This window comes from Rhizobium sp. 25PS6, from assembly GCF_032464655.1.
GTDB lineage: Bacteria > Pseudomonadota > Alphaproteobacteria > Rhizobiales > Rhizobiaceae > Rhizobium > Rhizobium laguerreae.
On the sequence record NZ_JAWDIV010000026.1, the window covers coordinates 1 to 18,392 of the forward strand.

Genomic DNA, 18,392 nt, shown 5'->3' on the forward strand with positions numbered 1-18,392 from the left:
CCTCCCGATGTCCTGGACGTCGTAGAACTGCCGGTTCCCGAGCTGGGGCCGGGTGAGGTTCTCGTCCGCGTCCATGCGGCGGGTGTCAACTTCTTCGAGGTGCTGATGCGGGCCGACCGTTATGCCGCAACGCCCGATCTGCCGATGTTTCCCGGTGTCGAGGTCGCGGGTACGATCGAGCGAGCAGAGCCTGGTGCCGACCGCTCGCTCATTGGCATGCGGGTTGCCGTTCCTCTCTTTGCGACCGGGCGCGGTTCTGGCGGCTATGCCGAATTCGTCGCGGTCGACGGCGGGGCGGTGATGCAGCTGCCGGATGCGGTTTCTTTCGCGGCGGCTGCCGGGCTGATGGTGCAAGGGCTGACGGCGTCGCATCTCCTGCGCCGCAGTCCCGCGAAAGGCAAGAATGTTCTCGTGAGTGCGGCAGCGGGCGGTGTCGGGTCGCTGCTGGTGCAGCTCGCGAGACGTGACGGGGCGAGGATGGTGATCGCGGCGGCGAGCAGTGACGAGAAGAGGGCGCTTTCCCTGTCTCTCGGCGCCGATTATGCGGTCGATTATAGGGCGCCTGGCTGGCAGGAGGACGTCAAAAGGCTGACCGGAGGGCTCGGCGCGGATATCATCTATGAAACCGTCGGCGGCGCGTTTTCAAGGGCGGCACTCGAGACGCTGGCGCCTTGCGGCGAGCTGGTGCTGGCGGCGATGGGGCGGTTCGGGCTTGAGGAGGCCGATGTCGAGCACATGCTTGATGACAATCAGTCAATCAAGGGATTTTCGCTATTGCCGCTGCTGACGCCTCAGGGGGTGCAGGAGGATCTTGCCGCGCTCTTCGAGCTTGCCGCGGCGGGTGCCCTGACGGTTATCGACGGCGGTCGTTTCCCACTGCATCAAGCGGCGGAAGCGCATCGCGCCATCGAAGGACGGCGGGCGGTCGGCAAGGTGGTGCTGGTGCCTTAAATCAAAGAAGGCGACGCACGATGTCGTGCGATACCGCTCGGCATCATGCTCCGGCAATCAGATCGCGGTGGCGATCTCCATGGCGAGTTGGCCGAGCGTTGCTTCGGCGGAGGGGCCGGCAAGCACATAGGAGGTGCCGGCATTGTGCCAGGTCACGAGGCCGATCTCGTCCTTGATCGTTTCCTTGAAGTCGTCGGTCTCCGGCGGCTGTGCGTCCTTGCGGAAGCAAATGGAGATGATGTCGCCATCGGAATTAGAATAGACGAGCTGTCCGACAGGGCGGCTATCGCCAAGGATGACGCGTGCGCCCTGGAAGGTCCAGGCTTCGGCGCTCAGATCCGGCACGCGGAAGGGCACGCCGATCGCCGTCGTCAGCCAGCTGGAGATTTCCTCGGCCTGCGAGGCGGGCACTTCGACGAGATGACGGGGCTGGCGGATCAGCAGGCGTTGAAAGGCGGTGACGTCGCCCAGCCAGTCGCTGGTATTGGCCGGTGCCGCATTGGTGGTAGCCGTGCTGGCAATCTCGTCGGCATCCGGCGCGGTGCCGACGAAATAGCCGATACCGCAACCGACGACAAAGAGGATGAGCGCGGCGGCCAGTGCCTGCGGGCCGCTCGGCGCCAGTTTCACTTGCGGGCGCGTGGCGCGCTGGGCGATCGGCGTTTTCGGCGGCTGCGTGCTCTTGATCGAGCGGACGAGGGCGAGCGGTACAGGCTCCTTCAGGATATCGTCGAGGCGGCGGCGGCCGAAATCAGCCCCGTGACGCAGCTTCTCATGCAGTCGGCGTGCATTCTCGTCGCTTGCCAGACGCTGCTCCAGTTCTTGCCGCTGTTCGGGCGAGACTTCGCCGTCGAGAAGAGCGGTGAGCTGGGCTTCGAGCGGCAATTTCCTAAGATCGAGCAAATTCAAAACCTGTGGATCGGGTGGGTGCCGGCAAGCCCGGCGAAATGCAGCCTCGCGGTCGCGAGCTGCGAGACGACGTTTGCCACCGGAATGCCCATGATGTCGGCTGCCTGCTGGTAGCTGTGGCCTTCGACGTCGACCAGCAGGAACATGCTGGAAACGCCATCCGGCATATCGGAAATCATGTGATGGATGGTGTCGGGATCGACCGCGGCCGAGCGATCGCGCGCGGCCTCGCGAATATCGGTGACGTTGCCGCGGACGGAAGCCTTCGGCTTGCGCTTGCGGTTGTCGTCGGTCCATTGCTGGCGGGCAAGCGTGTAGATCCAGCTTTCCAGCCGGCCTTCGCCGCTCCATTGATGACCTTTGGAGACGGCGCGCTGACAGACGGCCTGAACGAGTTCATCGGCCACGGCAACCTCGCCCGCGAGCGTGATCGCGAAGCGGCGAAGGCGGGGCAGGAGGCCGACGAGATCACGCCGGAGATCGATGGTCGTTGCGGGCTGACGCATTGTCTATCCAAGAAGCATTCACAATGGTTTCGCGGACGAAGGGTTCGCCGTCGGGCGCGAAACCGACTTTATCGACGCCGTCGATGCATGCGCTTTATGAAACAAGTCTCCTGCACTTCGCAAGCATCCGGTCATCTTCATCCCTCTTTCCCAAGGGATTTTCGTATTGTGGCCTGCAAAGCTTGCGTCAATATGTCTTGTAGCCGTTCAAGCTTTGCAGCAGGGAGCGATAGGCCCAGGTGCCTTCGCCGCCGCGATCACGGATTTCGACAAGCTGGACGCGAGCACCCTGGATGTCTCCCTGTTCCACCAGCGCCATGCCCATATAGGAGCGGGCGAGGATATAATTCTCATCCGCCTGCAGCGCCTTGCGGTAGTAGGACATGCCGAGTTCCATGCGGCCGGCCTTGCGGTTGGCGTAGCCGAGATAGTTCAGGACGCGCGGGTCGTTCTGGTTGCGAGCGAGATTGAGCACGGTGATGGCGTTGTCATACTGGCCGGCATAGGCAAACTCGCGGGCGAACTGATAGAGATCGTCGTCGTTGAAGCTGCTCTTCTTCGGGGTGACACATTCCTTCTTGGCCTTGTCCCAGACCTTGCCGCCGGTGCAGGTCTTGGTCGTCTGGGTCTTCGGCGGCGGATTGGTGTCATCGTTGCTGTCGCCGGCCGCGAAAGCGGCCGTGGCGATGCCGAAGGCAAAGCCGGCGGCGAGCGAAAGTCTGGACAGGTGGCGGAAAGAAAAAGTCATCGGCGCGCTCCGTTCTCAGGCAATGCATTTGCTCGGATTGTACGCTTACCACTAAAAATACCAAGAGGGTAAGCAACCTCTGCGGCAAATGTTGCGACGGTGGACTGATGTCCTCGCAGATCGATTCAAGTGCTGCACAAAAAGAGTCTGGAACTGGAGCTAAGACGCGAAAATATCGGCGCTTTCCGGCATCACCGCGTCGCCAGCCCTGTTGAGGCTGAAGCGCTCGCCGCTGAGCTCCCAGGCACCGGGAGAGCCATCGATGGAGAAGAGGTTGTAGGCGGCGGGCGGCTTGATGCTGCCCGGTCCCTGCGATGCAGAGGCGATACCGACGACTGGCACCGGCTGCATCTGGCCGCGCAGCCAATTTAGCGTATTCAGGTGCGTATGTCCGTGCAGAACGAGTTCGGCGCCGCCCGTCGAAATCACGGCGGCGAAGCGGCGGATGCCGATCATCCGTTTATAGAAGGCCGTGGCGCCGCGGATCGGCGGGTGATGGATCATGACGACGCGGAAGAGACCGGCTTCGCCAGCCGCACGCAGTATGTTGACAGTATCGCGGGCCTGTCGCGCGCCGAAAAAGCCAGAGGCGGCGAAGGGAGGGGTGGCGACTGCCGTCGAACAGCCGACAATCGCGACTTTGCCGCGAACGCGCAGATAAGGAAAGATATGGCGGTCGTCCTGCCATTGCGGTGGAGCGAGATCGCCGCGGACATAATCGTACCAGGCGCGCATCGACTTCTCGTAGGAGCCGGGTACATAGGCATCGTGATTGCCGGGAACGACCGACGTGTCTGCGGGATCGCCGAGCGCGCGCAGCCAGGCGGCGGCCGAGCGGATCTCGATGCCGCTCGCCAGATTGACGAGGTCCCCGGTGACGGCCAGGTGATCGGCCTGATGGGCGCGGATGTCGTCGAGCAGCAGATCCAGCGTGCTGCCGAAAAGGTGCTTGCGTCGATTTCGATGCCAGTTCACAAAGCCTGTTATGCGTTTTGAAAACAGCTCTTGAATGGAAAGACTGGGCAACGGCCCGAGGTGGACGTCGGAAATATGCGCGAGCTTGAACATTCTACGAGACATAGACCAGCTTATTGACAAATCAAACACATCCGGCGCGATGAAGAGCCGAAACGGAACGATGGTGGATAAAGAGAAGCGGCCCCCTCACATCAGGCTGGCGTTGCGCCTCCTGCATGTCTATTTCTCCTTTGCCCGCGGCATGACCGTGGGTGTCAGGGCCGCCTGCTTCGATGCGGACGGTCGTATTTTCCTGGTGCGCCACAGCTATATCGGCGGCTGGCATATGCCCGGCGGCGGACTGGAGCGCAACGAGACGGCCGAAGAAGCGCTGGTCAAGGAGCTGCGCGAGGAGGGCAACCTCAGGATCATCGGCAAACCGGAGTTGGTTCAGGTCTATTTCAACACCACGACCACAAAGCGTGACCATGTCGTGTTCTACCGGGCGACAGTCGAGCAGACCGCGCCGCGGCCGCCGGACTGGGAGATCTCCGACAGCGGCTTCTTCTCCCTCGACAGCCTGCCCGAGGGCACGACCGATGCCACCCATCGCCGTCTTGCCGAGCTTCGGGGCGAGCAGGAGCCCGACCATCGCTGGTAAGTTCATGCCCCGGCAAGTCCGCTACATGATTCCTTAAATCGGAATCGATTTAAGGATAAAATTATTCAGCCGTTCAAATTGTTACAGAGTCCGATGTGCGTCTGAAAAGACGCGCGGCGCTGTGGCACGGCCGTGCGGACTGTCGAGATCGAGCGCCGGGCCGACGGGAACGATGCCGGTCGGATTGATCGTCTTGTGGCTACGGTAATAGTGCTGCTTGATGTGGTTGAGGTTCACCGTCTCGGCAACGCCCGCCGTCTGGTAGAGGTCGCGAAGATAGTCAGGCAGGTTGCGGTAGTCGGCGATGCGGCGGATGTTGCACTTGAAATGGCCGACATAGACGGCATCGAAGCGCACCAGCGTGGTGAACAGGCGCCAGTCGGCCTCGGTCTGACGGTTGCCGAAGAGGTAGCGGCCCTTGCCGAGGCGTTCGTCGAGTATGTCGAGTGTTTCGAACAGCGTGACGACGTTTTCGGCATAGGCTTCCTGGGTGGTGGCAAAGCCTGCCTTGTAGACGCCGTTGTTGACGGTGTCGTAGACGGTGGTGTTCAGCGCATCGATTTCGGCGCGAAGGTCCTCGGGATAGAAATCGGCTGTCGAGCCGGTCAGCCCGTCGAAGGCGCCGTTGAACATGCGAATGATCTCGCCGGATTCGTTGTTGACGATCGTGCCGGTCTTCTTGTCCCAGAGCACAGGAACGGTGACGCGGCCGGAATAGTGCGGATCAGCCTTGACATAGACCTGCCAAAGCGCGGACGCGCCGAAGAGGTGGTCGCCGGTGGCGCCGTCGCCGACCTTGAACTCCCAGCCGTTCTCGAGCATCAGTGGATCGACGACGGAAACCGAGATCAGCTCTTGGAGCTTTTTCAGCTTGCGGAAGATCAGCGTGCGGTGCGCCCAGGGGCAGGCGAGCGAGACATAGAGATGGTAACGCCCTGCCTCGGCCTTGAAGCCGCCGCTGCCGGAAGGGCCGGCCCCGCCGTCCGGTGTCACCCAGTTGCGGAACTGCGAGGGCTGCCGCTTGAAATGGCCCTTGCTCTCCTTCGTGTCGTACCAGGCGTCGTGCCAGACGCCGTCCACCAGCATTCCCATGATCTTCATTCCCTTGATTGCGTGTTGGAGCGGAAGATATCGCAGATGGCAGGGCTTTACAGGCGGCAAAGATTGAACAGTGCGTCACATCGTTCGGGCACCGCATAATTCAGTGTTGCAGCGTCCTTTGTAGCTCTCGAAAAGATGCGCGGCGCTGTGGTCGTGCATTTTGCGTTGGACGACGGAAATTTTTCCTGCTATCGGCCTTTTCACGATTTTTGGATCCCTGCCGGATGTTCATTTCCAGAAACCCGCGACGACGCTGATGCTCCCGAACGCCCAAGGCGTGTTCGAGACCCATCAATCTGTCCATCCGGTTTCTGTCATCATGTACAAGCACGATCTCGTCTACCTCACTGAAGACGCGTCTCATGACGCCGCCATCGAACACATCAACGAAGAAGCCTTCGGTCCCGGCCGCTTCACGCGCGCTGCCGCGCGCATCCGTGAGCAGGGGCCTCATGATCTGTCGCTTTCCTTCATCTGTACCGATAATGGTGAGACGATCGCCTCCGTGCGCATGACGCCGGTGCTGGCCGGCACGGTGAAGGGACATCTGCTCGGCCCGCTCGCTGTCCGCCCCTCCCACAAGAACAAGGGCATCGGCCGGGAACTGGTGCGGATTGCGGTGGAGGCGGCAAGACGCAAGGGCTCGGAAGCCGTCATCCTCGTCGGCGATCCACCCTATTACGGCCCGCTCGGCTTCGAGAAAGTTGCCTATAACGCGCTGTCTTTTCCAGGCCCGGTCGATCCCGGCCGTGTGCTCGTCGTTCCGATCGCCGAGGGCGTACACGCGCGGCTGAAGGGCACGATCGCCTGGCGCGAATGATCTTGCAACAGCCCGCTACAGGCTTTTCCGGAGGAAGCTATGCGTGCGGCTTCCGGGTCACCTTGCCGTCGGTATCGCGGATGAGGACGGCGAGCGGGCGGCGATCCGAGGGCCGACATCGCTGGTGTTGAAGGCCGCGAGCGCATCGGGGATCACCGCCAATTCCTCCGGCGAGGGCGAGGCGGTGAGCTCGAATTCCGGCACGAGATTAGCGCCCTTCGCGCCACCACATGGCGCCGAAGGCGAGCAGCAGGATGCCGACGCCGGCGAACCCGGCAAAGAGCGGCAGCGTGTTGATGCCCTTCAAGACCGTCTCGTTGGTCATGCGGATCATCATGCGATCGTTGTCGGAGACGCGGACCTGGCCGCGCACCGGTAGGATCGGCGGCACCGAGATCGCGCCATTAGCATTGGAGACGCGGGTGACGAGACCCTTGCTTCTGTCGGCGACCGGCTGCAGTACATCGGTCGTCGAGATCATCGCCTTGAATTCCGGTGCGTCGACAGCGCCGATATGGACAAGCGTCGACAGCCTGCCGTTGCGGATTTCGAAGAGGCCGATTTCGTCCATCCTCTTCTCGGCCTTGTAGAGCCCCGGTTCGGACTGAGTGAGCGGCAGGGTTTCGGTCTTGCCGGAGGGATAGCGCACGGTGGCATTGCCGGGATTGTCGCCGATCGTCTGGCGGGTGACTTCAAGGGTCCGGCCGGAGGCGCGCGCCGTCAGCGCTTCTTCCTCGAGCGCCGGCTCCTTCATCAGCCAATGGGCGATACGGCGATAGAGCGAAACGTTCGGACCGCCGCCTTCGAAGCCGCGCGCCCAGAGCCAGCCCTGATCGGAAAGCAGCATGGCGACGCGGCCCTGGCCGGCACGGTTCAGCACCAGCAGCGGGTGGTTGTCGGCGCCGAGCATGATGGTCTCGCCCTGCGGCCGGTCGACATCGACGCTACGGAACCAGCGGCCCCAATGCGGCGGATCCTCGCCCGAACCGTCCAGACCGCGTGTGACGGGATGTTTGCGGCCTTCCTCGGAGAGGCGGGGATAGAAGGCCTTCTCGATCATCTCTCCGGTGGGCGTTGCCGGCAGGACCGTGGAAAGCGGCGTCAAGGCAATGGAATCTGGGCCGGCATGCTCGGGACCGGCGGCGATCAGCAGCGCGCCACCATTGTCGACATATTGCGCGATGTAATCGTAATAGAGCAGCGGCAGCACACCGCGGTGCTGGTAGCGGTCGAAAATGATCAGGTCGAAGTCCTTGATCTTGTCGACGAAGAGCTCCCGCGTCGGGAAGGCGATCAGCGACAGCTCGTTGATCGGCGTGCCGTCCTGCTTTTCCGGCGGACGCAGGATGGTGAAATGGACGAGATCGACCGAGGCATCGGATTTCAGCAGGTTGCGCCAGGCGCGCTCGCCGGCATGCGGCTCGCCGGAGACGAGCAGGACGCGGAGGTTCTGGCGGATGCCGTCGATGACGTGGACGGCGCGGTTGTTGGCGGTGGTGACTTCGCCTGGAAGTGCTGCGACCGAGAATTCGAGCACATTGCTGCCGCCACCCGGCACCTTGAAGGAGAAGGGCGTATCCTGCCCAGGCGTCGCCTGCAGAGTGGCGATCTCGTCACCATTCAGCTTAACCGTGACATCGGCCGTGCCGCCGGGGCTCGGGCCGTCGTCGAAGACGCGCAAGATTACCTGCTGCTCCTCGTTGACGATGCCGAAGCGTGGCCCCTTGATGACTTCGATGCGGCGATCGAATTCGTTGGCCTTGCCGGTGACGAGGCCATGGATCGGCGCGTCGAAACCAAGCGCTTGATTGGCGCCCGGTACATCATGGACCTCACCGTCGGTCAGCATGATGGCGCCGCCGATACGGGCGGGCGGGACATCGGCAATGTTGGCCGACAGCGCGTCGAACAGGCGCGTGGACGGAACGTCGGAATTGACGTCGCCTTCGACATCGACGAAGCGGGGCTCTATCTGAGGGAAGCGGGCGAGCTGTCCCTTCAAGGCCGCAAGCGCATCGTCGGTCATCTTGACGCGATCGGGCGTCTGCTGGCTCTGGCTTCGATCGACAAGAACGGGAACGATCGTGGACAACTGATCCCGATCTTCCTGCAGCAGCACAGGATTGGCAAGCGCGGTCAGCATGGCGAGTGCTGCCAGCGTTCTGATCCAGGCGCCACGAATGCCGCGCCAGATCGCAAAGGCGGCGATAACAGCGCTGACGACAGCCAATGCAGCCAGAACCGACCAGGGCAGGAAGGGCGAAAAGTCGAATGTCATCTCATTGTCCTAACCGTTCGAGGAGGTCGGGAACATGGACCTGGTCGGTCTTGTAGTTGCCGGTCAGCATGTACATCATGATGTTGACGCCGGAACGGTAGGCATATTCGCGCTGGGTTTCATCCGACGGCACGGTCGGCAGTATCGGTACGCCGTTGTCGTCGATCGCCCAGGCGCCGGCGAAATCATTGCCGGTGATCAGGATCGGCGAAACGCCGTCGGCCGTCGCCGCCGATTTTTCGCTCGGCCCCTGACCGCCTTGCCGGGCCTCGATCCAGAGAGGGCTGCCGGCATAACGACCGGGAAAGCTCGACAGGAGATAGAAGGATTTCGTCAGCACGTGATCTGATGGTACCGGCTCGAGCGCCGGAATGTCCAGATTGGCGAGGATTGCTTGCAGCCTCTCACCGTTGGCGCTGACATTGCCGCCATTGTCCAATGCGCTGATCTGATCGCGCGTATCGAAAAGCACGGTGCCGCCATTGCGCATATAGGCATCGATACGGCTGATCGCCGCCGACGACGGCATGGGCGCTGTTGCCGAAACCGGCCAGTAGATGATCGGATAGAAGGAGAGCTCGTCCTTGGTGAGGTCTATGCCGACGGGCGGTGCCGGCTCCAGCGTCGTGCGAAACGTCAGGAACTGGGTCAGTCCCTCGAGACCACGCTCGGAAATATTGTCTACATCCCGTTCGCCGGTGACGACATAGGCGAGATGGGTGTTGTCAAGCCTCTGCAGGATGAGGTCGTCGCCGGGCTTGGAGTCGTCGGCATGAAGCGTGCCTGGTTGCATTAGGAAGCCGGCGCCGACAGCGACCGCGATAATCGCTGCAGTGCGGACAGTCGGGCGCAATCGCGAGAATGCACCATTCATGAAGAGGACGATCAGGCTATCGGCCAAGAGCAGCAGGAAGGCTGCAAGAAAGAGGGCGGGTTTTGCCGACCAGCTTTCGCCGCCGATCAGGCCTTCGCGCATGGCATTAGTCCCTGTTGTGTCGATCGGCTTCAGTTCGGCGTTCTCGGGCAGCACGTTGAGGGAGGTGAAACCATCCTCCGAACCGTAGAGCCCGGGCGGGTTGTCGAAATTTGCCGTCGGTTCGACTCCGGCCTGTGGAATGAGCGGCCGCGCCGATCCCGTCTCGGAGACGAGCGTGCCTTTGGCCGTCAGCATGCGGAATGGCGGCAGGGTTTCGGAGACACGCGCATTGCCGCGCGCCTCCGATGTCACGCCGCCCGAGCGCGATATCTGCAGGAGGTGGCGCAGCATGTCGACGAAAGTGCCGGAGATCGGCAGATCGGACCAAGTTGCTTCCGCGGTGACGTGAAACAGGACGATCTGACCGGAGGCGAGCTGCTTCATCGTGACGAGCGGCGTGCCGTCAGCCAGGCTTGCCCAGGTGCGTTCGGCAAGATCGGGCGTCGGTTCGGCAAGCACCTGCCGCTTGACGACGACATCGGCGGGACGCGCTATGCCGGCGAAAGGCCCGATACTCGGAAATTCGGCAAGCGACTGCGGCTCGCTCCAGGACAAGGTGCCGCCCAGCGCCCGTTCTCCCTGACGCAGGATGACAGGGATCAGCGGATCGTCCGCAGGGGCTGCCGCCATGCGCGGGCCGGCAAAACGCAGGAGCATGCCGCCATTCGATATCCAGCGCGTCAAAGGCTCGTAGGTCTCCTCCGGCAGCCGGCCGATATCGGCCATGATGATGATGGAGGGATTGCTGGCGAGAAGTTTTGGTATTGCGACCGAAAGATCGGAATCGGCAGGTTGGATCAGATCCGCATAGGGCTGCAGTGCCCGCTGGATATAATAAAGCGGCGAGAGCAGCGGCTGGAACTCATCCCCTCCTTCACCCGACAGCAAGACGACGCGGCGGCGCTTGAATGCGTCGTCGAGAAGGTGGACGGCGCCTGCCGTCGCGCCATTGTCGACGCTTACGCGCGCGAAATCGTTGCGCATCTCGAAGGGGGCGCTGATCGAACTGGTCGCGACGCTCTGGCCGGGGCGGAAATCCGCCCTGCCATTGGCGATCGAGCGGCCCTGGGTATCGACGGCGTTCAGCGCTACCGATGCGGCCTGCGCACTGTTGAGCCGCGTGACCTTGACGGTCATGGCATCCGCCGCATTGTTGGCCGCCGTGATCGCGACTGTCCGCGCGGCATCGCCCTCGATTAGGCGCAGATCGGCGGGCTGGAGTTCGGCGAGCCTGCGCACCGTCGCGTCGTCGGGCTTGGCGGCGGCGCCGTCGGTCAGGAAGGCGAGGGTACCGGGCTTGATGCCGTTCAGCGCGGCGCGCAGCGCCTGGAAGGCGCGTTCGCGGTCCGGCACAAGCGGTCGTGGCTCGGCGGCGCGCAGCTTGTCGCGGGCGGCAGCGGCGGTGCCGGGCACGGCGTCGTTGGTCGGGTCGGCGGTAAAGGCGATCGACACAGGCGTGCCGGCGGATTCGGCGTCGTCTACCAATGCGTCGGCGGTCTGGATGCGGCGCTCCCAGTCGGGTGCCGCGGCCCAGCTGTTGTCGACGAAGAGGACGAGCGGGCCACCTGATGCGAGCGAACTGGTGCGTGGATTGAAAACCGGATCGGCGATCGCAAGGATGATGGCGGCAGCGAGCAGCATGCGCAGAAGCGTCAGCCACCACGGGCTTTGCGCCGGCGTCTCCTCGCGCTTCAGCACGGAGGCGAGAATTTTCAGCGGCGGAAAGACTTCGGTCTTCGGACGTGGCGGCGTCAGCCGCAGCAGCCACCAGATGACGGGCAAGGCAAGGAGCGCGCCTAGAATGGCGGGATAGGCGAAAGCGAAGGGAAGGGCGTTCATAGCTGCCCTCCATGCGTTGCCTTGGCCGGCATGCCGGACAGATACATGTGCACCGCGACCAGCGCCTCCGACGCAAGGTGATCGGTGCGGTGGCTTGCGAAGGTCCAGCCGAGATGGCGCAGCGACTGGCCGAGGCTGTCCCTGCGGGCGAGATAGGCGTTGCGATAGGCCTCGCGGATATGTTCGGCGCGGCCGGAGATAAGCTTGGCGCCGCTCTCGGGATCGGTGAATTCGGTGCGGCCGCTATAGGGGAATATCTCTTCAGCGGGATCTGATATCTCGACCACGTGGCCGCGCAGGCCGCGGCGGGCAAGCGGGCCGAGCCGTTCCATGATTGCCGGCGCATCATCGAGGAAATCGCCGATAAGGACGAGGTCGCTCCAGCCACGGATCATCGCCGTTTCCGGCAGGCCGCCGGTCAGCGGCGTGTGCATGAGAGCGGCTGCGAGGCGTTCGGCGGCGTTACGGGCGGAGGCGGGCTCCATGATGCCGGGGCAGCCGATGCGCTCGCCGGAGCGGGCGAGGATTTCGGCAAGCGCCAGCATGATGACCAGCGCGCGGCTTTCCTTGGAGACGCTGCCATAGCTCGACTTGTACATCATCGAGGGCGACATGTCGCACCAGAGCCAGATCGTATGCGCTGCCTCCCATTCGCGCTCGCGCACATAGGTATGGTCGTCGCGGGCGGAGCGGCGCCAATCGATGCGCGACAGGCTCTCGCCCTCGGCATAGGGACGGAACTGCCAGAAATTCTCGCCGATGCCGCGCTTGCGGCGGCCATGCCAGCCGGCGATCACCGTATTGGCGATGCGCTTGGCTTCCACCAGGCAGTCCGGCACCAGGGCGGCCCGCTGCCTGGCGCGGGAAAGGGCATCGCTGCCGGGTGTCGGATTGACGATCTGTCCGATAGATGCCACGCGTCCGGCTTCCTTATCCCTTTGCCTGCTTGACCAGTCCGGCGATGACGTCACGCACCGACATGCCTTCGGCGCGGGCGGCGAAAGTCAGCGCCATGCGGTGCTGGAGAATGGGTTCGGCGAGCGCGAAGATATCGTCCAGAGACGGGGCGAGACGGCCTTCGTAGAGCGCGCGGGCACGCGCGCAGAGCATCATCGACTGGCCGGCGCGCGGGCCGGGGCCCCAGGCGACATTCTTGTCGGTCGAGGCATTGCCCTGTCCTGGGCGGGCGGAACGCACCAGCGCCAGGATGGCATCGACGACCGTGTCGCTCACCGGCATCTGGCGCACCAGGGTCTGGATCTCGAGCAGCCGCTGCGCATCGATGATGGCTTCCGGCCGGGTTTCGCCCAGGCCCGTCGTCTCAAGCAGGATCTGGCGCTCGGCGGCGAGTTCAGGGTAGTTGACGTCGACCTGCAGCAGGAAGCGGTCGAGCTGGGCTTCGGGCAGGGGGTAGGTGCCTTCCTGCTCGAGCGGGTTCTGGGTGGCAAGCACATGGAAGGGCGCCGGCAGGTCATAACGCTGGCCGGCGATCGTGATATGGTATTCCTGCATGGATTGCAGAAGTGCCGACTGGGTACGCGGCGAGGCACGGTTGATCTCGTCGGCCATCAGGAGCTGGGCGAAGACCGGGCCCTTGACGAAACGGAAGGAGCGGCGTCCACTGTCGTCCTGGTCCATCACCTCGGAGCCGAGAATATCCGAGGGCATCAGATCCGGCGTGAACTGGATGCGGTTGGCGGCAAGGCCGAGCACCTCGCCGAGCGTCGTCACCAGTCTGGTCTTGGCAAGGCCGGGAACGCCGACGAGCAGCGCATGACCGCCTGACAGCACGGCGAGAATGGTGTTCTCGACGACGCTTTCCTGACCGAAGATCACTTTCGAGACTTCCCCGCGGATCGCGGCGATATCGGAGAGCGCCTTTTCGGCGGCGGCGACGATCGCCTTTTCATCGAGGCTGGCTTCGGTCTTCATCATACCCATGCGTATCTCCAACGGCTGAAATCATTCGGCAGCGAATCGGCGGACTTATACATGTGCCTCATACCCGATAGAGTTATGGAGATGTGACGGGCTGACAAGTTCGTTGCGAATGACTATCTCGTGACTTTACTTCGTTAAGGACAAACCGGGACGGAAGAATGGCAGCCGAGGAAATCAGCGGACAGGCGGATGCGGCGGGACTTGCCGCACTGATTTCGCGCGCGTCTCAGGAAAATGCCGGTAAAAAACGGGGATTACCGCCGGTCGAGCGGTGGAATCCGCCTTTCTGCGGCGATATTGACATGGAAATCCGGGCGGACGGCATCTGGTTCTACATGGGCACGCCGATTGGCCGACCGGCGCTGGTGCGGCTGTTCTCGACGGTTTTAAGAAAAGACGACGACCAGAAGACCTATCTCGTAACTCCTGTGGAAAAGGTCGGTATAAGGGTCGTCGACGCGCCTTTCATCGCCGTGGAGATGAGCGTGACGGAGGGGCAAGGCCAACAGGTGCTGACCTTCCGCACCAATGTCGGCGATGTCGTGGAGGCGGGAGGAGAGCATCGGCTGCGCTTTGCCATTGCGGGCGAGAATGCCGAATTGAAACCCTATCTGCATGTGCGCGGGCGGCTGGAGGCGCTGGTGTCGCGTGCGGTGATGTATGAACTGGTGGCGCTCGGCGAGACGCTCGAGGTCGAGGGACAGGCGATGTTCGCCGTCCGCTCCGCCGGAGAAGTCTTTGCGATGATGCCGGCCGATGAACTGGATGCGCTTTCCCGATGAATGATGCGATTACCCAACGTTATCCGCTGTTTTCCGCAGCCGAATTCCGCCGCCGCGCGCTCAACCAGAATGGTGGGCCGGTCGATCATGCCTGGCGCGATCACGGGGACCACATACTCAATCCCGATATCGTCGCCGAGGTCGAGACCTTCGAGCTGCGCGACGCCGCCGTGCTCGTGCCCGTCGTCGACGACGGCGAGGAGGCGCATGTGATCTTCACCAAGCGCACGGCGACGCTGCGCAAACATTCCGGGCAGATCGCCTTTCCCGGCGGCTCGATCGATCCCGCCGATATCTCGCCCGAAATGGCGGCGATCCGAGAAACGGAGGAGGAGATCGGCCTCGCCGGTTCCTTCGTCGAAACCGTCGGGCGGCTGCCGAATTACCTTGCCTCGACGGGCTTCCGCATTACGCCGGTGCTCGGCGTCGTCTCGCCGGGCTTTGCGCTGACGCTGAACCCGACCGAGGTGGACGACGTGTTCGAGGTGCCGCTTTCCTTCCTGATGGATCCTGCCAATCACACCCGCGACAGACGTGTCATCGACGGCATCGACCGGCATTTCTACCGCGTGCCCTATGAAACCAGAATGATCTGGGGCATCACCGCCGGCATCGTCCGCACGCTTTACGAAAGGCTTTATGCATGACCGGCCTTGCCGACCAAGCATGGTTCCGTGACCCGGCCCTTGGCCGGATCTTAGCGCTTCTCAACGCCGATGGCGGGGAAGGGCGGGTGGTCGGCGGTGCAGTGCGCAACAGCCTGATGGGCCTGCCGGTCAATGATGTCGACATAGCCACCACACTCAGACCGGAGGCGGTGATGGAGCGCGCGGCGGCGGCCGGCATCAAAGCGGTCCCAACCGGCCTGGAGCACGGCACGGTGACGCTGGTCATCGATGGCAAGCCCTTCGAGGTGACGACCCTTCGCACCGACGTCGAGACCGACGGACGCCATGCCAAGGTTGCCTTCAGCACCGACTGGACGGCAGATGCCGAGCGGCGGGATCTGACGATCAACGCGCTTTATGCCGATGCCGAGGGCGAGATCGTTGACCTCGTCGGCGGGCTTGCCGATATCGAGACGCGCAACATCCGCTTTATCGGCGATCCTGCAAGGCGCATCGCCGAGGACCATCTGCGCATCCTGCGTTTCTTTCGCTTCTTTGCATATTACGGTTCCGGGCGGCCGGACGCCGAGGGGCTGAAGGCGTGTTCCGTCGCGCGTTCGAAACTGACGACGCTTTCGGCAGAACGCGTCTGGTCTGAACTGCGAAAGTTGCTAGGTGCTGCCGATCCTGGCCGCGCGCTGCTGTGGATGCGGCAGGTGGCGGTGCTGACGGAAATCCTGCCGGAATCGGAACGATGGGGTATCGATGCGATCCCTTCGCTGATCGCCACCGAAAAGGCGCTCGGCTGGACGCCCGATCCGTTGCTGCGCCTTGCGGCTATCGTGCCGCCCGATGCGGCGCGCATGGAGGCGCTCGCAGCCCGGCTCAAGCTCTCGAATGCGGAAGCGGCCACTCTCAAGGCCTGGTCAACGGCAGCGCCTGTTAATGACGACATGTCGTCGGCCGCCTTCGAACGGCTGCTTTACCGCAACGGCGCCGACGGCATTACGACGCGGCTGAAGCTGGCGCTTGCGGTTGCGCGCGGCAAGGCTGAAGGTGATTTCGACGAAATGGCGCGGTCGGCGCGGATTATCAAGCTGCTGGACAGGGCAATGCACTGGAAGAAGCCACAGTTTCCGCTGAACGGCGGCGACGTGATTTCGGCAGGAATCGCCTCCGGCCCGCGCGTCGGCGAACTGCTTGCCGGTCTGGAAAGCCAATGGGTGGAGGAAAATTTCGTTGCCGACCGGGCGGCGCTGCTCGCCCGGCTGCAGGAACGCGTGCAATAATCAGGCTGCGTTCACCTCGTCGCGAATGCGAGCCTTGATATTATCCACCATGTTCTCGCGGATCGTGGTTTCGCCGTGAGCATTTTTCAGGTGCTCGACGGCACGGCGGACCACCTCGGCGTCGCTATCTGCCCGTGTATGCCAGGCGCACCCCGGAACGAGAGTGCCGCATTCGAAAAGTCGCATGGTCTTCTCCTCTGTTCGAAACACAACGACGATCGCGATCTTACGCGATTTATGAATGTGCGGGGGGAGGGAAGGTTCCGGCCGGCATCGACATGCCGGCCAGTACAGGCCGTGTCAGTCGGGCATCGCCCAGGCTTTGTAGGTATCCAAGAGGTGGTCGGGCATGTTGCTGTTGGCGGCCGCTGCTTCGTTCTGCAGCTGTTCCGGCGACTTCCCGCCGGCCAGTTGCAGCTTAACCTGCTCGATGAAGCAGGACAGCGGCAGATCCGAACCGCTCTTGGCCCGCAGTTTCTCCGCAATGCGCGTCAGAAATTCGGACGTGTCGATCGTGCGGGATGTTTCCTGGACATCCGTGGACGTTGGCGAGCCACTTTGTATCGTCATGACAATCCTCCTCCGATTGTTACGCACATACATATAAAGTTAGGACGCACTGAATTTTCGTGAAGGTCTGTCAACTCGAATTTATCGATAAGATCTCACAGTTTCATGGCCAGCGCACGACAGGGGGCAGCGATGAGAGAATGGATTCAACGTTGCCGCCGGTTTTCAGGCCGAAGATCGTGCCGCGATCATACAGCAGATTGAATTCGACGTAGCGGCCCCGGCGGATCAATTGTTCGTCGCGGTCGGCCTCTGTCCACAATTTATTGAAGTTGGAGCGGACGATTTTTGGATAGACCATGGCGAAAGCCCGGCCGACATCACGCGTGAAGGCGAAATCGGCGTCCCAGCCGCCGGCTTCCTCGTTTGAATGCAGCCAGTCATAGAAGATGCCGCCGATGCCGCGGGCCTCGTTGCGGTGTTTCAGGAAGAAATACTCGTCGCACCAGGCTTTGTACGCATCGTAATCGGCGACGGCATGATTGCGGCAGGCGATCTCCATGGCCTTGTGGAAGAGCTGGCTATCCTCGTCCTCCTGCGTGCGGCGGCGCGACAGCACCGGCGTCAGGTCGGCGCCGCCGCCGAACCAGCGGCTGGTGGTGACGACCATGCGAGTGTTCATGTGCACGGCCGGAACGTTTGGGTTGACGGGATGGGCAATCAGCGAGATGCCGGAGGCCCAGAAACGCGGATCGTCCTTGGCGCCGGGTATCTGGGCGCGGAAATCCGGGGCGAATTCGCCGTAGACAGTGGAGGTATGGACGCCGACCTTTTCGAAGACGCGGCCTTCCATCATCGACATCCGGCCACCGCCGCCAGCGCCGTTTTCGCGTGACCAGTCCTTGGCGACGAAGCGGCCGGGCTCCTGGTCGGACAGCGGCCCTTCCAACTCATCCTCGATGGCTTCGAAGGAGGCGCAGATCGTATCGCGCAATCCCTCGAACCAATTGCGGGCAGCAGCCTTCTTCTCTTCAATATCGTCAGGCAAGCCGATCGGCAGTTCCGGTCTTTCCATTTACGCCTCCGACGGTCGACATCTCCTTCGGAGGCGACTCGCTCATTCTTGATTGCACGCCATGATTAGCAGTTGGTGTTGCATCTCGCCAAGCCGAGGCAAGCACCGCCGAGCACTTCCAAGATTCGACTCGCAAATCAAGAATTTCGATACTACCTTTTCCGAGGAGGTAGGTTTGATGAAGAAAGTTCCAGGGCCTCCGTCCTTCGACGGCCTGAAGCGCAGGATAGCAAGACATCGGGCGGAAAATCCCCCGAGCAAGAAAGACCATTTCGTGCGTGAGACATATTGCCTCGGCCTCATGGACGCACGCGCCAAGGCGCGCGAATGGTTCGACGAATATCCGAAAGCCGCTTACTGGACCGAGGTGGAAAGCTGGCGCCAGCTCGACGGCGACCAGATCGAATTCACCATGCGCCGCCTGCCTTCGGCCGACTGACC

19 protein-coding genes and 1 pseudogene are annotated in these 18,392 nt (G+C 62.7%); 7 read left to right on the forward strand and 13 right to left on the reverse strand.

The window, feature by feature from the left end; all coding sequences use genetic code 11:
* Positions 1 to 951, forward strand: a 951-nt coding sequence (locus tag RWK44_RS29670; protein ID WP_316029853.1) for a quinone oxidoreductase family protein, incomplete at its 5' end; no start/stop codon positions are given.
* Positions 952 to 1,008: 57 nt separating this feature from the next.
* On the opposite strand, the gene RWK44_RS29675 is transcribed toward RWK44_RS29670, so the two are convergent.
* The 4 genes from RWK44_RS29675 to RWK44_RS29690 form a co-directional block, all read right to left on the reverse strand.
* The gene (locus RWK44_RS29675) at positions 1,009 to 1,854 is read right to left on the reverse strand and encodes an anti-sigma factor family protein (RefSeq protein WP_077978924.1); all 846 of its coding nucleotides are present in this window, start codon (positions 1,852 to 1,854) and stop codon (positions 1,009 to 1,011) included.
* Between the two features lie 2 nt (positions 1,855 to 1,856).
* Positions 1,857 to 2,366, reverse strand: coding sequence for an RNA polymerase sigma factor (locus RWK44_RS29680; protein WP_017961504.1), 510 nt, complete (start codon positions 2,364 to 2,366; stop codon positions 1,857 to 1,859).
* Between the two features lie 187 nt (positions 2,367 to 2,553).
* A complete protein-coding gene (locus RWK44_RS29685) occupies positions 2,554 to 3,114 on the reverse strand; it encodes a tetratricopeptide repeat protein (protein WP_094088765.1) in 561 nt (186 codons plus the stop codon).
* A gap of 159 nt (positions 3,115 to 3,273) precedes the next feature.
* The gene (locus RWK44_RS29690; RefSeq protein ID WP_017961502.1) at positions 3,274 to 4,182 is read right to left on the reverse strand and encodes a metallophosphoesterase family protein; all 909 of its coding nucleotides are present in this window, start codon (positions 4,180 to 4,182) and stop codon (positions 3,274 to 3,276) included.
* A 70-nt stretch (positions 4,183 to 4,252) separates the two neighbouring features.
* On the opposite strand from RWK44_RS29690, the gene RWK44_RS29695 reads away from it, so the two are divergent.
* Entirely contained in the window at positions 4,253 to 4,732 is a 480-nt protein-coding gene (locus tag RWK44_RS29695) for an NUDIX domain-containing protein (RefSeq protein WP_017961501.1), read from the forward strand.
* A gap of 81 nt (positions 4,733 to 4,813) precedes the next feature.
* Here the strand turns inward: RWK44_RS29695 and RWK44_RS29700 are convergent, their stop codons facing one another.
* Entirely contained in the window at positions 4,814 to 5,824 is a 1,011-nt protein-coding gene (locus tag RWK44_RS29700; RefSeq protein ID WP_316029854.1) for a glutathione S-transferase family protein, read from the reverse strand.
* Positions 5,825 to 6,089: 265 nt separating this feature from the next.
* Here RWK44_RS29700 and RWK44_RS29705 point away from each other — a divergent pair, with 265 nt between their 5' ends.
* Positions 6,090 to 6,653: a GNAT family N-acetyltransferase gene (locus RWK44_RS29705; RefSeq protein WP_003541792.1), complete on the forward strand. Its 564-nt coding sequence runs from the start codon at positions 6,090 to 6,092 to the stop codon at positions 6,651 to 6,653.
* Between the two features lie 55 nt (positions 6,654 to 6,708).
* On the opposite strand, the pseudogene RWK44_RS29710 reads toward RWK44_RS29705, so the two are convergent.
* The 5 genes and pseudogenes from RWK44_RS29710 to RWK44_RS29730 form a co-directional block, all read right to left on the reverse strand.
* Positions 6,709 to 6,857: pseudogene (locus tag RWK44_RS29710) on the reverse strand (GNAT family N-acetyltransferase); the annotation flags it as partial.
* 4 nt (positions 6,858 to 6,861) lie between these two features.
* Positions 6,862 to 8,931 (reverse strand): hypothetical protein, encoded by a 2,070-nt coding sequence (locus RWK44_RS29715; RefSeq protein ID WP_131639610.1) that lies wholly within the window; start codon positions 8,929 to 8,931, stop codon positions 6,862 to 6,864.
* Position 8,932: 1 nt separating this feature from the next.
* Complete coding sequence (locus RWK44_RS29720) at positions 8,933 to 11,746, reverse strand: DUF4159 domain-containing protein (RefSeq protein ID WP_168257512.1); 2,814 nt, start codon at positions 11,744 to 11,746, stop codon at positions 8,933 to 8,935.
* The gene (locus RWK44_RS29725; protein ID WP_020051068.1) at positions 11,743 to 12,663 is read right to left on the reverse strand and encodes a DUF58 domain-containing protein; all 921 of its coding nucleotides are present in this window, start codon (positions 12,661 to 12,663) and stop codon (positions 11,743 to 11,745) included. Before RWK44_RS29725 ends, RWK44_RS29720 begins: the two co-directional genes overlap by 4 nt.
* A gap of 13 nt (positions 12,664 to 12,676) precedes the next feature.
* A complete protein-coding gene (locus RWK44_RS29730) occupies positions 12,677 to 13,687 on the reverse strand; it encodes an AAA family ATPase (protein WP_131664584.1) in 1,011 nt (336 codons plus the stop codon).
* A 158-nt stretch (positions 13,688 to 13,845) separates the two neighbouring features.
* Here RWK44_RS29730 and RWK44_RS29735 point away from each other — a divergent pair, with 158 nt between their 5' ends.
* The 3 genes from RWK44_RS29735 to RWK44_RS29745 are packed head-to-tail and all read left to right on the forward strand — an operon-like array spanning position 13,846 to position 16,366.
* Positions 13,846 to 14,469: a DUF1285 domain-containing protein gene (locus RWK44_RS29735; protein WP_316029855.1), complete on the forward strand. Its 624-nt coding sequence runs from the start codon at positions 13,846 to 13,848 to the stop codon at positions 14,467 to 14,469.
* Positions 14,466 to 15,116, forward strand: coding sequence for a CoA pyrophosphatase (locus RWK44_RS29740; RefSeq protein WP_027664102.1), 651 nt, complete (start codon positions 14,466 to 14,468; stop codon positions 15,114 to 15,116). Before RWK44_RS29735 ends, RWK44_RS29740 begins: the two co-directional genes overlap by 4 nt.
* Positions 15,113 to 16,366 carry a CCA tRNA nucleotidyltransferase gene (locus tag RWK44_RS29745; protein WP_131664586.1) on the forward strand — a complete coding sequence of 418 codons (1,254 nt, stop codon included), beginning with the start codon at positions 15,113 to 15,115 and terminating at the stop codon, positions 16,364 to 16,366. The genes RWK44_RS29740 and RWK44_RS29745 overlap by 4 nt, the downstream gene beginning before the upstream one ends.
* On the opposite strand, the gene RWK44_RS29750 is transcribed toward RWK44_RS29745, so the two are convergent.
* The 3 genes from RWK44_RS29750 to hemF all read right to left on the reverse strand — a co-directional run bounded on the left by RWK44_RS29750 (position 16,367) and on the right by hemF (position 17,951).
* Positions 16,367 to 16,552, reverse strand: coding sequence for a DUF1059 domain-containing protein (locus RWK44_RS29750; protein ID WP_003565542.1), 186 nt, complete (start codon positions 16,550 to 16,552; stop codon positions 16,367 to 16,369).
* Between the two features lie 114 nt (positions 16,553 to 16,666).
* Complete coding sequence (locus RWK44_RS29755; protein WP_131664587.1) at positions 16,667 to 16,936, reverse strand: hypothetical protein; 270 nt, start codon at positions 16,934 to 16,936, stop codon at positions 16,667 to 16,669.
* A gap of 103 nt (positions 16,937 to 17,039) precedes the next feature.
* Complete coding sequence (gene hemF, locus RWK44_RS29760; protein WP_131664588.1) at positions 17,040 to 17,951, reverse strand: oxygen-dependent coproporphyrinogen oxidase; 912 nt, start codon at positions 17,949 to 17,951, stop codon at positions 17,040 to 17,042.
* A gap of 178 nt (positions 17,952 to 18,129) precedes the next feature.
* Here hemF and RWK44_RS29765 point away from each other — a divergent pair, with 178 nt between their 5' ends.
* Entirely contained in the window at positions 18,130 to 18,390 is a 261-nt protein-coding gene (locus RWK44_RS29765; RefSeq protein WP_003541775.1) for a hypothetical protein, read from the forward strand.
* The last annotated feature ends 2 nt before the right edge of the window (positions 18,391 to 18,392 follow it).